12 protein-coding genes are annotated in these 15,133 nt (G+C 57.0%); 11 read left to right on the top strand and 1 reads right to left on the bottom strand.

Going from position 1 to position 15,133, the window contains the following annotated elements:
• Nucleotides 1–1,174 precede the first annotated feature (1,174 nt).
• On the bottom strand, nt 1,175–1,360 hold the full coding sequence (locus VAE57_RS09045; RefSeq protein ID WP_322821559.1) for a DUF2256 domain-containing protein: 186 nt from the start codon (nt 1,358–1,360) through the stop codon (nt 1,175–1,177).
• 152 nt (nt 1,361–1,512) lie between these two features.
• On the opposite strand from VAE57_RS09045, the gene VAE57_RS09040 reads away from it, so the two are divergent.
• The 11 genes from VAE57_RS09040 (at nt 1,513) to VAE57_RS08990 (ending at nt 14,775) form a co-directional block, all read left to right on the top strand.
• Nucleotides 1,513–2,169, top strand: coding sequence for a ComF family protein (locus VAE57_RS09040; RefSeq protein WP_322821558.1), 657 nt, complete (start codon nt 1,513–1,515; stop codon nt 2,167–2,169).
• 57 nt (nt 2,170–2,226) lie between these two features.
• Nucleotides 2,227–3,921, top strand: a complete 1,695-nt coding sequence (locus VAE57_RS09035; RefSeq protein ID WP_322821557.1) for a methylmalonyl-CoA mutase family protein — start codon at nt 2,227–2,229, stop codon at nt 3,919–3,921.
• A 936-nt stretch (nt 3,922–4,857) separates the two neighbouring features.
• Nucleotides 4,858–5,430 carry a DUF1294 domain-containing protein gene (locus tag VAE57_RS09030; RefSeq protein ID WP_322821556.1) on the top strand — a complete coding sequence of 191 codons (573 nt, stop codon included), beginning with the start codon at nt 4,858–4,860 and terminating at the stop codon, nt 5,428–5,430.
• Between the two features lie 144 nt (nt 5,431–5,574).
• Nucleotides 5,575–5,835, top strand: coding sequence for an FmdB family zinc ribbon protein (locus VAE57_RS09025; protein WP_322821555.1), 261 nt, complete (start codon nt 5,575–5,577; stop codon nt 5,833–5,835).
• A 250-nt stretch (nt 5,836–6,085) separates the two neighbouring features.
• The gene (epsC, locus tag VAE57_RS09020; protein WP_322821554.1) at nt 6,086–6,856 is read left to right on the top strand and encodes a serine O-acetyltransferase EpsC; all 771 of its coding nucleotides are present in this window, start codon (nt 6,086–6,088) and stop codon (nt 6,854–6,856) included.
• A gap of 39 nt (nt 6,857–6,895) precedes the next feature.
• A complete protein-coding gene (gene cysS / locus VAE57_RS09015; RefSeq protein ID WP_322821553.1) occupies nt 6,896–8,314 on the top strand; it encodes a cysteine--tRNA ligase in 1,419 nt (472 codons plus the stop codon).
• Nucleotides 8,315–8,324: 10 nt separating this feature from the next.
• Nucleotides 8,325–9,317 (top strand): 50S ribosomal protein L11 methyltransferase, encoded by a 993-nt coding sequence (locus VAE57_RS09010; RefSeq protein WP_322821552.1) that lies wholly within the window; start codon nt 8,325–8,327, stop codon nt 9,315–9,317.
• A 12-nt stretch (nt 9,318–9,329) separates the two neighbouring features.
• Nucleotides 9,330–10,364 carry a type I phosphomannose isomerase catalytic subunit gene (locus tag VAE57_RS09005; protein WP_322821551.1) on the top strand — a complete coding sequence of 345 codons (1,035 nt, stop codon included), beginning with the start codon at nt 9,330–9,332 and terminating at the stop codon, nt 10,362–10,364.
• A gap of 5 nt (nt 10,365–10,369) precedes the next feature.
• Nucleotides 10,370–11,128 (top strand): 16S rRNA (uracil(1498)-N(3))-methyltransferase, encoded by a 759-nt coding sequence (locus VAE57_RS09000; RefSeq protein ID WP_322821550.1) that lies wholly within the window; start codon nt 10,370–10,372, stop codon nt 11,126–11,128.
• Between the two features lie 13 nt (nt 11,129–11,141).
• Nucleotides 11,142–12,476, top strand: coding sequence for a S41 family peptidase (locus tag VAE57_RS08995; protein ID WP_322821549.1), 1,335 nt, complete (start codon nt 11,142–11,144; stop codon nt 12,474–12,476).
• A 403-nt stretch (nt 12,477–12,879) separates the two neighbouring features.
• Nucleotides 12,880–14,775: a protein kinase domain-containing protein gene (locus VAE57_RS08990; protein WP_322821548.1), complete on the top strand. Its 1,896-nt coding sequence runs from the start codon at nt 12,880–12,882 to the stop codon at nt 14,773–14,775.
• Nucleotides 14,776–15,133: the final 358 nt, after the last annotated feature.

The following is a 15,133-nucleotide window of genomic DNA, read 5'->3' as shown; positions in this document are numbered from 1 at the left end:
AGCGCAGGGCTGGCCTGGCGGTGGAAAGCAGGACGCTGCGGAACCCATAACCGCCTGGTGTGCGTGACGAACGATGCGCCGTGTCCAGCACAATGCGCTATGAGGGGTCATACCAGCTGCTGAGTGACATGTGGGTAATGCATAGCGCACGCGAGAGAGGGACGACAGAGGTCTGCTCCAGAGCATCCTGATGCGTTAGCTGATATGTTCTGTTCACCTGTGAGCCTGGGCGTGCGAGCCTCTGGCTCCATCCCCTTGGACATGCGAGCCTTCAGCGCCGCCACCCTGGGAGCGTGCGCCTCCAGCGCACCCAAAATCCGTGTCCGTTAACCCTTGCTGTCAATCGCCGACCAATTCGCGTCGCCGGTGTTTGGAGTACGGCAACCAGGCTTCCGTATCGGCCATGCTGCGTGATACCAATCCATGGAATGCACCGATTCATCGGTCGATGGTGGAGCGGAGCGACAAAGCAGTAGTGTCCGGTAGGCCGAGTGATGGAGCGAACTGTCCAACACACCTCACTCCTATCCGCCCTCTCTTGCTAGAGCCTGTTTCAAAAAACCTCTACGAGACGTTATCTCATTCCTGACCGACTCTGTGATTGTAACGCTCTCATATAGCCCCCCCGTGAGCAGTGGGGGCAACGGCGTGTCACGCGCCGGATCGTGAGCACGACTGGTGCGGCAGCCATGCCGCCGCACTCCAAACGTGCGACACGCGCATGACGAGCGGGCAAGGCAACCCATCCAGTGCGTGATGGTACGCACAGCTTTTATGAAACAAGTATGAAACAAGTTCTCAATCACTCTACCACGTAACCGACAGGTTGAAACCACCCTACGCTTCAGCGCATCTCTTGCAAGACCGATCGGGAAGCAGCATTCTCACTTCCCATCACCCTGGGAGCGCGAGCCGCCGGCTCGCCCAAAACCCGTGTCTGACAACCCTGCCGACACTCGCCGACCAATTCACGTCTCCGGTGTTTGGAGTACGGAGTCACACTTCCATTCAATCACGCAGGTCGGAACATCATATTCCGCTTTCACTCCGGCTGGCAGAATGACACCGCAATTATTGCCACCAGGGAGCGCCAACAGAGAATATCAGGTGTCCACCGAACTCCAGATGGTGGGTTGCCTCACCAACGGGTGGCGTGGACACCGCAATGACCCCTTCATACCCGTGAACGGCGACTCTCGCGCCGACAGCGCTCTGAACAGTAGCGTACCTCGGCCCAGCAGCGTGTCCACTTTTTGCGCCATTCAAAGGGTCGTCCGCAAACGGTGCAGATTTTGGTTGGTAGTTGCCCTTTACGCTTTGGCGTGTGGATTGTAGCGTTGGTCAATTTTGTTTGGGCCATAACGGTGTACCTTTTCGCCTCGCAGAACGGTTATATATACAGGAGTATGTTACCGTATGTCTGATGAGTGAGCGCAATAGACGATCTCGCATCTCGGTACCGGCACCCTGACCGGTTTGGATTGATGGCTCAATTGACCACAGGAGCAGACCATGTCTCACGCTACGCCAGCTATGTTCAACCGTGTGCTGAACTGGCTCTTTCCCGACCGTTGTGCCGGTTGTCAGCGGTTGACCGGCGATCTCTTCTGTGCCGCCTGCCGTAAACGACTACGGCCTTTCCCACCCTTTCCGCCGCCTGCCGGCCTCGACAGGGCCTGGGTGGCGTTTCGGTATGAAGGTGCGCTGATCTCAGCCATTCACCAGCTCAAGTATGGTCGGCGGCGACGGGTGGCCCATGTCCTGGGTGATCTGCTGGCTGCGGCTGCCGGACCATTGGTGGCTGATGCGTTGATTGCGGTGCCGTTGCACCGCAACCGATTACGTGAACGTGGTTTCAATCAGGCCGCCGAGCTTGCAGGCCGCCTTCGGCAAGCCGGTGGGCCGCCATTGATTGAGGGACTGGTACGAATACGCTCTACCCAACGCCAGGCCAGGCTGGCGGCCAATGCCCGCGCTGCAAACGTTGCTGGTGCCTTCGCCTGGAACCAGCCAACACCCCCACCACCACATCTTATTCTGGTTGATGATGTCTTTACCACCGGGGCAACCCTGACTGCCTGCGCAACTGCCCTGCGCAGAGCCGGAGCACAATCGGTTGGAGCGATTGCGCTGGCACGTTCGCTTATTGACGACTCCGTTGTACAATAGAAGTATACGCGCACAGAGTGCGCTTCGGCAATCTACCATTCTCAGTCAGGAGGGACGATGATGTCTGACATCGAGCAGCTCGCTGCCGCCCACGAACAATGGGAACAGCAGTGCCTCTGGCCGGCCTTGCGCCGCACACCTGAACGGTCTGGCCCCTTTATGACAACCAGTAGTGCGCCAATTGAGCGTCTCTACACCCCTCTCGATCTCACCCGTGATGGCGGATCACCAACCGACCACTTCCTGCGCAACATTACCTACCCCGGTCAGTATCCGTTCACGCGGGGCATTCATCCAACCGGCTATCGCGGCAAATTGTGGACGATGCGCATGTTTGCTGGTTTTGGCAGCGCCGAGGAGACAAATGCCCGTTTCAAGTATCTGCTCGAGCAAGGGCAGACCGGATTATCAATTGCGTTTGACATGCCGACGTTGTACGGGCGTGACACGGATCATCCGCTGGTTGAAGGTGAATTTGGGAAGTGTGGGGTTGCTGTCTCGTCACTGGCCGACATGGAGATTTTGCTAGCCGATCTGCCGCTGGATCAGGTCAGCACCTCAATGACCATCAATTCGCCGGCGGCGATGATCTGGGCCATGTATCTGGTGGTGGCCGAAAAGCGCGGTATTCCGTGGAGCCAGTTGCGGGGTACGATTCAGAACGATATTCTGAAGGAATACATTGCCCAGAACGAATATATCTTCCCCCCTGAACCGAGCATGCGGCTGGTGGTCGATACCATCGAATTTGCCGCTCGCCATGTACCACAATGGAACCCGATTAGCGTGAGTGGGTATCACATCCGCGAGGCCGGTAGCACTGCCGTGCAAGAGCTGGCGTTTACGCTGGCCGATGGCTTTGCCTACGTTGAAGCAGCGCTGGAGCGGGGTCTCGATATTGATGAATTTGCCCCCCGGATCAGCTTCTTCTTCAATGCCCACAATGACTTCTTCGAGGAGATTGCCAAGTATCGCGCTGCCCGGCGCATTTGGGCGCGGGCGATGCGTGAACGCTACGGCGCAAAGAATGAGCGTTCGTGGTGGCTGCGCTTCCACACCCAAACCGCCGGCTGTTCGCTCACTGCCCAGCAACCTGAGATCAACATTGTCCGCACGGCGATCCAGGCGCTGGCAGCCGTGCTCGGTGGCACACAAAGCCTGCATACCAACTCGATGGATGAGGCACTGGCGTTGCCGTCGGAAAAGGCGGTAACGATTGCCCTACGCACGCAGCAGATTATTGCCTACGAGAGTGGTGTTGCCAATACAGTTGATCCACTTGGCGGTAGCTATTTCGTCGAAGCGTTAACAGATCGCATGGAGCGTGAAGCTCAGCAAATCTTTGACGCGATTAATGCCCAGGGTGGGGTGATTGCGGCGATCCGCAACGGCTACTACCACCGCGAGATTGCCGATGCTGCCTATCGCTATCAGCAAGAGAGCGACCGTGGGGAGCGCATTATTGTGGGCGTGAATGCGTTCCAGGATGATGAGCCGCTGACGATTCCGATCTTGCAGATGGATCCGGAGGGCGAGAAGCGTCATCTTGAGCGTCTAAATCGGGTGCGACGTGAACGAGATCAGGCGCTGGTCGCTCGCCGGCTGGCTGAGTTGCGCGCCGCTGCTCAGGGGAACGAGAACATGATGCCGGCAATCCTTGAGTGTGTACGGACGTATTGTACACTCGGCGAGATGTGTGATGTGCTGCGTGAAGTGTTTGGGGTCTATCAGCAAGACTCTGTGATCGTGTAGCAACGGCTTCACGGGCAGCGAGAGAGTGTTTTCAGGGGCGTAGGGCATGCGCCCCTGTGATTTTTTTGCCTGCACAGGGGCTGGCCGTTGCTGAAGAGGAAGATCATATCCAATTCGATTTCATAGAAGTCATCGCTCATGATCGCAGCTTCACATCAGTGTAACCTGCGCACAGAGGCCGAGAACGCTGGCCGTACTGTTCCAGTTCCTGGTATTCATCTAGCGTCACCTGCGCACAGAGGAGAACGGCGTTTCTGCTACGCACGTGGTATCACCCACCGGCGTACATGCGGTTTCCTGGGCAGGCTAGCCGGAGCGCACTCCAAACCGTGTGCATCGGCAGGTGCAGCGCGTACCTGTGCCGGTACATGCCCCTGGTGACAGGGAATGGAATGAGTGCTGCGAGAAGTCCGCTCCACCAGGCGTTGGTTCATCGCGGACAACGCAGCAACATGCCGTGCAAGAGCTGGCCTGACTAGAAGTTATCTCATTAATTACCGACAGACTACAAGATCGCGACGAGCACACACAGCATCACCGTGATCAGCAGGGTGAACGGTGTGACACGCGCACGGCATAAAGCACAGCAGGTGTGGCAGTGTGACTACCGTATTCCAAACAACGCAACACGCACATGACAAGCGTGCAACGCAGCTAATCCGGCGAGTGATGTACTGGCGATGGTTGTCAGCACTCTTCGCTGCCATAACGGCAGACTGGTAGCACGACAGTATGGCTTTTATGAATTAAGCTCTGCGCTCAAGGATACATAACGGTACGAATGCCCACTATACTGGATAAAAACTGGTTTCTTGCTTTCACATAACCGGGAAGCTTGCCTTGACCACCACTGCTCTCAACCGCCAGGCGCATAAAAACTGGTTTCTTGCTTTCACATAACCGGGAAGCACTGGTAACAACGCAGAGGTTTTCGTCATGGCAAAGCGTCACAAAGGAAAAATTGTTGTCTGGAAAGACGATAAAGGGTACGGATTTATTGAGTCTGACAATGGTCGAGATAGAGTCTTCTTTCATATCCGTCATCTCGCTGATCGGCAACGGCGTCCAGAACTCAATACTTCCGTTACCTATGCCCTTGGCAACGACGACAAGGGCAGGGTGCAGGCCATCGATGTCCGCTTCGGTAATGAACCGGTATCATTCGTTGTTGTCACCTTGCTGGTGAGTGGGAGCTTCTTCGCTGCACTGGCTCTCATCACCTTCATCGGCGGTATCTCGCCGCTGCTACTGATCATCTATGCACTTTTCAGCAGTATCACTTTCATCGCCTACGAGTTCGACAAAATCAACGCCCGCCAGGGCCGACGTCGCATCCCCGAACGAAGCCTGCATCTGCTCGAACTGCTTGGTGGCTGGCCCGGCGCACTGGTTGCGCAGTGGTATCTTTCGCACAAGAATCGGAAGGCGTCGTATCAACGAGTATTTTGGCTGGTGGTATTTGTCAATCTGGGTGTTCTGTTCTGGTATTGCTATCAGGTGCTCATGTAACACCACGCCGGACAGCGATAACAGTACATCGTTCCTGCAATAAGACAACGCTAACACTCCTCTTATTGCGTGTCCTGGTATTCTGGAGTAAAATATCTTGTGTGATACATCAAACAATAATCAAAGGGAGGTAGGAACAGCGCTATGCCGACCTACGTGTACGCTTGCGATGCATGTGGCAAACAGTTTGAACAATTCCAGAGCTTCAAAGACGAACCACTGACCGTCTGCCGCTGTGGACAGGCCGGTCGGGTCCGCCGGGTCATTCAACCGGCAGGGATTGTCTTTAAAGGTTCGGGATGGTATATTACCGACAGCCGTGGTTCGAGCAGTGGCTCGGTGGCGAGTAGCGACGCCGGCAAGGACAATAAGAGTGATACAAAGAGTGACACCGGTGACGATTAGACATTCTTTCACATCACACTGCACGCCGCTGTGCCGCACCCGTTCGCATCAACACGCCATCATTCAGGGTGCGGCTTTCCGTATCCCTTCGCCATTTTCTCCTCTTGTTGCCTGCTACTGTCGTTAGGGGTGCTGCCTGATCTGGTAGCGCCCCTTCTGCATATGCGCTGACGCGCACCTACCTGCGCACTGTTCCCCCTTGTGTCTGTTTGCGTCCTGTTTGTTCATTAGTTTATTACGGGGTAAGTCGATGCGTATTTCACATGCACTGTGTGTATTGCGCGATGATATTCGCGCCATTTTTCGCAATGATCCTGCTGCCCGTAATCTGGCCGAGGTATTGCTGTATCCAGGACTGCATGCCATTATTCTGCACCGCCTGGCCCATGCCCTTTACCGCCGCAACATTCCTTTCATCCCGCGCCTGATTTCGCAGATAAACCGGTTTCTCACCGGGATTGAAATTCATCCCGGCGCCCGCATTGGCCGCGGATTTTTCATCGACCACGGGATGGGGGTGGTGATTGGCGAAACAACCGAGATCGGCGATTGGGTGATGCTCTATCAAGGGGTGACGTTGGGGGGGACCGGGAAGCAAACCGGGAAGCGCCACCCAACAGTTGAGGACGAGGTTGTTATTGGCGTCGGGGCGATTGTGCTGGGCGCAATCACGATTGGCAAAGGGGCCCGTATCGGTGGCGGTGCGGTTGTGGTCAAAGACGTGCCACCGCACTCGACTGCCGTGGGCGTACCGGCACGTATTGTGGCGCGTCGCGATCCGGTAACCGGTCTGTCGCGCCGGGTTGAGCAATTACCCGACCCCGAAGGCGAGATGCTGCGCGGATTGCACGATAAGATACTTGAACTCGAACTGCGGATTGCCGATTTGGAAGCAGCTACCCATGTTCATCACGAAGAGCATCGTCTCAAGTACGACGCATTGCCCGATCAGCTCTGGCAAACGCTCTTGAATGACTCATCGTCGGTTGAAGAAGAGTATAATCAAGGTGCCGGTATCTGATCAACCGGGAGATAACTGTTTGCAACATAGTGAGTTCGTATGACGATTCAACTCTACAATACCCTGAGCCGCCGCCTCGAACCGCTGGAGACTATTGAACCCGGCGTGGTGCGGATGTATGTCTGCGGCGTGACCCCTTACGACGAAGCCCATATCGGGCACGCGATGTCGGCCATCGTCTTCGATGTCATCCGGCGCTATCTTGAATTTCGCGGCTACGAAGTGCGGCATATCGTCAATTTTACCGATATTGATGATAAGGTGATTGCCCGCGCCAATGCGCTTGGGCAAGACCCCTTAACGTTGTCGGGGCAGTATGCCGCCGAGTTCCTCGCCCAATTGCAGGCCATGAATGTCTTGCCGGCAACGGCCTATCCACGAGTATCAACCACAATGCCGGCAATTATCGCCTTTGTGCAGGGCTTGATCGAGCGCGGCTATGCCTATGTCGTTGATGGCGATGTCTATTTCCGCGTTCGCCGCGACGAAGACTACGGCAAGCTCTCTGGCCGTTCGCTCGATGAGATGTTGAGCGGAACCCGCTTCGAGGTCGATCCGCGCAAGGAGTCGCCGGCTGATTTCGCGCTCTGGAAAGCCGCTCGCCCCGGCGAACCATCCTGGGAGAGTCCGTGGGGGCCGGGCCGGCCTGGCTGGCACATCGAGTGCTCGGCGATGGCGATGGAACACCTCGGCCCACAGATCGACATTCACGGTGGCGGCACCGACCTGATCTTCCCGCATCACGAAAACGAGATTGCGCAAAGCGAGAGTTTGACTGGACAGTGCTTTACCCGCTATTGGGTTCACAATGGCATGCTGCAACTGGTTAATCCGCAGACGCGCCAGGTTGAGAAGATGTCGAAGTCGCTGGGCAATGTGGTGACGATTGCTGATTTTCTGAGCCGCTACGACGCCGATGTCTTCCGTTTGATCGTGTTGAGCAGCTCGTACCGCAGCCCATTAACCTACAACGATGAGGTTGCCGCTGATAATCAGCGCAAACTGGAGCGCTTGCTCTCGGCCCTGGCACCGGCCACTGGGACAGTACACGAAGGACCGGCAGTGACTGCCCTGCGCGAAGCGGCAGCACTTGCCCGTGAACGCTTCATCACGGCGATGGACAATGATTTCAACAGCCCGGCAGCCCTCGCCGCCCTGTTCGACCTGGTACGGGCCATCAACGCGGCACGCGATGCCGGTCTCGATAACGAGACATTGGCGATTGGTCAGCAGACTCTACGTGAGCTGGCCGGTGTGCTCGGTCTGCGCTTGCAACCACGGCAACGCACAATCGCTGCTGAAGCCACCCCGTTCATCGAGTTGTTGATCGAGGTGCGGAGCGAGTTACGCAAGGCAAAACAGTACGCTCTGGCCGATATGGTGCGCAATCGGTTGAGCGATCTGGGCGTCACGCTTGAGGATGGTCCGCAGGGCACGCGATGGAAGTGGGAGAGGTGACATCCATACCATGCAAACAACATCCTGGCTCGAAATTGCAGTCGAAGTTGACCCGGAAGCCGTGGAAACGGTGTCCGAAATCCTGGCCCGTTATGGCTACAATGGTGGTGTTGTCATCGAGCAGAGCTGGATCGCCGGCGATGAAGGGCCAGAATTTCAGTACGATCCCAACCGACCGGTCTGGTTGCGTACCTATCTGCCACTTGACGCGCAGGTCGAAGAGACCCGTCAGCAGATCGAGCATGCGCTCTGGCATGTCCACCAGATTCGTCCGCTCGGCCCAATACAGACTCGCACACTGGCCGAAGAGGACTGGGCGAACGCATGGAAGCAGTTTTATCCGGTGCTGCGCATTGGCGAGCGCACGGTGATTGTGCCGTCGTGGCTGGAATATCAGCCGCAGCCGAACGATGTTGTCCTGCTGCTCGATCCGGGGATGGCGTTTGGTACCGGCCTCCACCCGACAACCCGCCTCTGCCTGCACCTGCTCGAACGGCTGGTACAACCCGAACAACAGGTGCTCGATCTCGGCACTGGCTCTGGCATTCTGGCGATTGCTGCGGCAAAACTCGGTGCCGGTCAGGTACTGGCGCTCGATAACGATCCGATTGCGGTACGGGTTGCGCACGAAAATGTTGAGCGCAATCAGGTGCAAGACCTGGTGAAGGTAGCCGAAGGCAGCCTCGGCGCGGGGCAGGCGATGGGGCATTGGCTCTCCGGCGATTTTGGGCCGGAAACACCCGATCCCACCCTGCACGCCACCACTCCCCAGGCCACCTTCGATCTGATCGCTGCCAACCTGATTGCAAAAGTCCTGGTGCTGCTGGCACCTGATCTGGCGACTGCGCTCAAACCCGGTGGTCTGCTGATTAGTAGTGGTATCATTGATGTAAAAGAGGCAGAGGTCGTAGCAGCCTTCGCCGCAGTCGGTCTGCAACCGATCGAACGCCATGTTGAGGGTGAGTGGGTGGCTCTGGTTCACCGTCGCCCGCCACAGACCTGAAGACTCAAACCTATGCAGACACTCTATCCAATTCTCTGTGAACCGCGCCTGGTTGAACCACTCTGGGGTGGTCAACGATTGGCACCTTGGCTCGATCTGCCGTACCCCCATCCTGAACGGCTGGGTGAAATCTGGCTCGTCTTCGATAGCAATCGGGTCAGCAACGGCCCGCTGGCCGGCACAACGATTGCCGATCTGGCCCGTGCCTACGGCATCGCCCTGGTCGGTTCACGACCGTTCGCCCGCTACGGTGCTGATCTGCCGTTGCTGGCGAAATTTATTGATGCTGCCGACCGCCTCTCGGTCCAGGTGCATCCCGACGATGAGTATGCCCATACGTTTGAGGCGCATACCGGCTTCCACGGCAAAACTGAAGCCTGGTACATTCTGGCTGCCGAACCGGGAGCAACCGTGACGTTGGGCACATCCACGGTGCTGGAACGAGAGACATTGGCCCAGGCAATCGCTGATGGTACCGTCGAAACTCTCCTGGCGCAGCGGCCGGTTCAGTCCGGCGATCTGATCTTCGTGCCGGCGGGGACGATTCACGCCATTAATGCCGGGATCATGCTGTTTGAAATTCAGCAAAAATCGGATCTCACCTATCGCCTGTACGATTACAACCGACGCGATGCCCGTACCGGTCAGCTCCGCCCGCTGCACATCGAGCAGGCGCTGGCGGTGAGTCGGCTGGAACCGGCACGCACCGCCCAATTGCAACCACTACCACTGGATGAACGACGCGAATTACTGGTGGCCTGCTCTTCATTTGCGCTCGAGCGCTGGCACGTACAGGGCCAGTTAGCCGCGACGACCGACCCTGCCTCGCTTGAGATCCTCACCGTCATTGCGGGGACGGCACAGCTTGCCTGGCAACAGCTTACCCTCGACCTGCCGCGAGGAACAGCGGTCCTCTTGCCGGCAACCCTGGGAGCATACCGACTCCTCGCCGATGATGCAACCCTGTTGCGTTCATATATTCCCGATATACCGGCATTAATCAGCACACTTGGCGTATCACCGGGTACCGATCCAATCTTCCCGTAAAGCCGATGGTTGATGACACACTCGCAATTCCCAACACACGCCGCTTCTTCGTCAATCCTGGCTGGCTACGCACCGAACAGGTAGAGATTGATGATTCGGCCATCATTCATCAATGGGAGCGTGTCTTGCGCCTCCGTGCCGGTGATCGGGTGATGCTGCTCGACGGACAGGGATTGGCGGCAATCGTTGAGATCACTCACATTGATCGGCGACGCGCTCGCGGTCAGGTAGTGGCTCGCTGCCAGGCGACCGGCGAACCGGCAGTTACGTTCGATCTCTATCTGGCCCTCATCCGTCCTGAACGCTTTGAATGGGCAATCCAGAAAGCTGTTGAACTGGGGGTACACCGGATTGTACCGGTGACCTTCGCCCGTTCGCTTATTGCCGGTCGGATTGACGACCATCGTCTGGCGCGCTGGCAACGCATTGCCACCGAAGCAGCCGAGCAGGCTGGACGGGGACGATTACCGGTTGTCGCTGACCCGCTGTCGTTCACAGCGGCACTGACCAGGGCGCGTACCGCCGACCTGGCTATTCTGCTCGATGAACAGGCAACGGTGCATCTACGTACAGTGTTGCCGCCGCAACCATCGTTGCGCCAGATCGCCATTTACTCTGGACCTGAAGGCGGTATTGATCCGGCTGAACGAACGGCGGCGCATCAGCACGGCATTCAATCGGTGTCACTGGGACCACGCATTTTACGGGCCGAAACGGCACCGCTGGCAGCACTGGCCATGCTTCAATATGCACTTCAATACTAGAAAAGATACTGCTATGGAACGGGTGTGGGCAATTATCGGCAAAATCGTGCAATGGCTGGCTGTCGTGGCTGTGGCGTTCCTCGGCGGGTGGATTACCGGCCGTATCGTCGGCGTCTCGCCGATTGATGTCTTTATTACCGGCGTTTCCAATGCTGATGCCCGCCTGCTGACCCCTGGTGAACGCCGGCAATATGCGGCTGTGTTCTGGGATGTATGGGACCTGGTGGAAGGCAATTTCTACCGTCCTGAGAGTATTGATCGCCAGCGCATGATCTACGGTGCCATCCGTGGGATGCTGGCCACCCTCGACGATCCCTACACCTTCTTCCAGGAGCCAGAGGAAGCCCGACAGAATCGTGAATCGATGGAAGGCCGTTACGAAGGGATCGGTGCTTATCTGCGGGTCGAGAATGGGATGATTGTGATTGACCGCCCCATCCCCAACTCGCCGGCAGCACAGGCCGGCCTGCAACCGGGTGATATTATCCTGGCCGTCGATGATCAGGAACTGGCTGAACTGATCGCTGGCCTAAACGAGAACGACGCCAGTAACCGTGCGGTCAGCCTGATCCGTGGCCCAGCCGGTTCCGTCGTTCGCCTGACCCTGCGTCGCCCGGTAGAGGATCGCGTCTTTACCGTCGCTATCACCCGTGCCGCCATCCCATTGATCACCGTCAACAGCACCATGCTGCCGAATGGCATTGCCTACATCCAGATCACCGAATTCAAGGCTACCACCACCGAGTTACTTGATGCCGCAATTGCCGAACTGCGGCCGCAACAACCACGCGCCATTGTGCTTGATCTGAGAAACAATTCCGGCGGCTTTTTAACCACTGCGCAAGAAGTATTGGGTCGTTTCTACGACGGTGTCGCCCTTTACGAAGAGGAACGAAGCGGGGTCAAAAAGGAATTGCGTACCATCACCGCTGTACCCGACCGCCGGCTCTACGACATTCCAATGGTTGTGCTGGTGAATGGTGGCTCGGCTAGCGCGGCCGAGGTCGTGGCCGGCGCCTTACGCGATCAACGGCCCAACACCGTACTGCTCGGTGAGCGCACCTTCGGCAAGGGATCGGTGCAAAACATCTACACGTTACGCGACGGGAGCAGTGTACGCATCACCATTGCCCGCTGGTTAACCCCCGCTGGCGAAGCCATTAACGGTGTCGGCATTACCCCCCAACATGTGGTACCGGCCTCGAATGAGGCGACCTACCCTGCCCCCTGCGTCCCTGATCGTCCTGCCGATACGAGCTGTGCTGATGCCCAACTCTACTGGGCTTTACAGCTATTAGAGAATGGAACAGTACCGCCACCGCCGACAGAAACGGAAACGGCCCCTTAAGGGGCCGTAGACCGGACGGCGGGCAAAGGGGCAAGCGCGAGGAAATGGCGTACAGGTCGCCGTGGAGGTTGAATTGGGGAGGCAGAGATCCTGGCTGACAGGAAGGATACGGATGAACGTCATCGCGTATCCAGTTCTCTTGGTTGCTCGCCGCCAAACGGCACAATCACAGTATAGCAATGATGCAGCCTGGCAACAGAAAACGAGCAGCTACCATCGGTAGCGATGTCCTCACTTGTAACAGCGAGTTGACGCTTTGTGCTATGATAGCCATTCAAAGGCTGAGTTATAACGCTCTACTTGTTACCATCGTTGGCGAGGTAGCAAGCGCACGTCGTTATCATTGACGAATACGGTATAATACGAACAAAAGTTCTAAGACAGGTGGGAGTCAGAGGTGGCTATGAACAATCCGCGCCCCTTTATCCGCAGCGAACGGCGCCAGGGGGCAGAGAATGGCGCTGAGCTGCGCGAATATCGGCTACTCGAACGCATCGGACAGGATGAACTGGCTATCATCTACCGGGCCATTCATCAGACGCTGAACCGTCCGGTGTATATTTCCCTGTTACGACGCCACGACTGGATTTCCAGTAGCCGGTTTCAACTGGCCGCCCGCCTGGCAGCGAGTTTGAGCCATCCCCATCTGTTGCCGGTGATTGATGCCGGCCACGATGAGCGGTACGGCGACTATATGGTAACGCCGTATGTCGATGCCCGTCCGCTCAGTGATCTGCTGGCTGAAGGCCCGCTGGAACTGTCACCGGCCATGCGCATCATCAGCCAGATTGCCGCAGCGCTCGACTATCTTCACGAGCAGCAGATCATTCATCGCGATGTACAACCGGCGAATATTCTGGTCACGCCGCAGGGTAATGCCTATCTTACCAACCTCAGCCTTGCTGATGCCCCTGATGCCCCTGATCTGAGCCAGATCGAGGAAGCCGATTATGTAACCCCCTATTCAGCACCTGAACTACGCCTGACTCAGCACGAGGCGCATCCGGCCCTCGATATTTACAGCCTGGGTGCCGTGGCCTACCATTTGCTGAGTGGTGAACTTCCGCCAGCCGGTCTGATCGCTGAACTTGATCTGGTCGGTAAACCACCGGCTCTGACCCTGGCCGAACGGGTGCTCTTGCGCATGCTTGCCCCACAACCCAACATGCGTTTCACGACAGCCGGGGCTGCTGCTAATGCCCTCCGCCTGGCGCTACGTACCCTGCTCGACCAGGCTACCACCGATATGGAGGAATCACGCTGGGAAGCCTGCGCCGAATGGTTTGAAAATCCGCTGGAACTGGCGATCAGCACCGATCTTTCGAGTCTGGCCGATCAGTTCAACGATTTTCTCAGCGAGTCCCGAAAGCGGGCAGATAAGTGGCATCGCCGCAACTATGTGCGGCAGTGGCTCAACAACTGGAGCCGCAAAAATCGTTTTCGGCGCTCCTCCCTCGGCCAATTGATCGAGCTTGAGACGATTGCCAGCTTCAATATCTATTTCTACGAATTACACGTCCTCTATGAGACGCGCACCAGGCCAGAGATAAAGGTTCGACCCATGAACCTCGATGAACGCCCCCAGGCCGAACCGGTCCTTGATCTCTGGAGCGTGCCACTACCGGTAGCAGAGGAGTTTAGTTCGGAAAAAGGGGGGGACATCGTTCTTCCGGGATCACGGCGCTTTTTTACCTGTACCGAATGTCAGGGATCGGGTCAACTAGTGTGTCCACAGTGTCAGGGGAAAGGAACGATCAAACCACGGAAGACGCGCAATGATGAGGCCGATCCGGTTGATCAGACCTGCAATCGCTGCAAGGGCTACGGAAAGGTGCGTTGCGAGACGTGTGCCGGGAACGGCAATCTGGTTGAAGAGAAGGTGTTTCACTGGTCGCGGCGGGCAGTTGAGTACCAGAATGATGACGATAGCGAAGGATTGCCCAATAACGTGCGCACTCTGCTACGCCAGCGCGCTCAACCGGTCTACGAAGCCGAGATCGATCTTTTCGATAGCCACTGGCGAAGTGTTGGCACACTAAGTGATCTGATTGACAGAGCAATTGCCAATGCCGGCGAACATACCCGACCGATACGCGCCAAACTCCGTATCAGGGGTGTGACGATGACGCAGATCAACGGCTTGCTTGATGGTCAGGAATGCGAGCTGTATCTCATCGGACCGGATGATACACTGGTGAGCACGATTAGTCTGTGGAATATCGAACGCATTGCCCTGATTGTATCGGTCTTCCTGCTTGTGATCGTGATAACAGTAACACTGATGACGATCTGGCTGTAGCCTTTGCGGATTGCCATGAATCGAATCCATGCAGCAGGTGTGTAAGGAACCGAGGCTGCCGCACAACAAAAATCCAATAGGAGTGTCAGTGTCACTTCAGCACGGGGATGATCTCAGAACGAAGATTTCCCTGCGCAAATGGCGAGTGGAGATCGCGGATAGGCTAGACGCACCGGTGATCTCTCTGGCGATGCACACCGTGCAGGACGCGGGAAGGTTACAGTGGGGACAGCCGGAGCGTCGGACCAAGGTGTGGGGCGGGTTCCAACCTGCGCACCATCGATGACGTTCATCACCTGACGGCGGCGGGGGTATGCCTGCACACAGGCTGGAAGCCCACGCCACGGAGAGCCGCGCC

Origin of the sequence: Chloroflexus sp. (assembly GCF_034434295.1) — a bacterium.
Classification (GTDB): domain Bacteria; phylum Chloroflexota; class Chloroflexia; order Chloroflexales; family Chloroflexaceae; genus Chloroflexus.
Note: the sequence above shows the minus strand (reverse complement) of the source record. Positions and strands in the feature narration are given on the sequence as shown.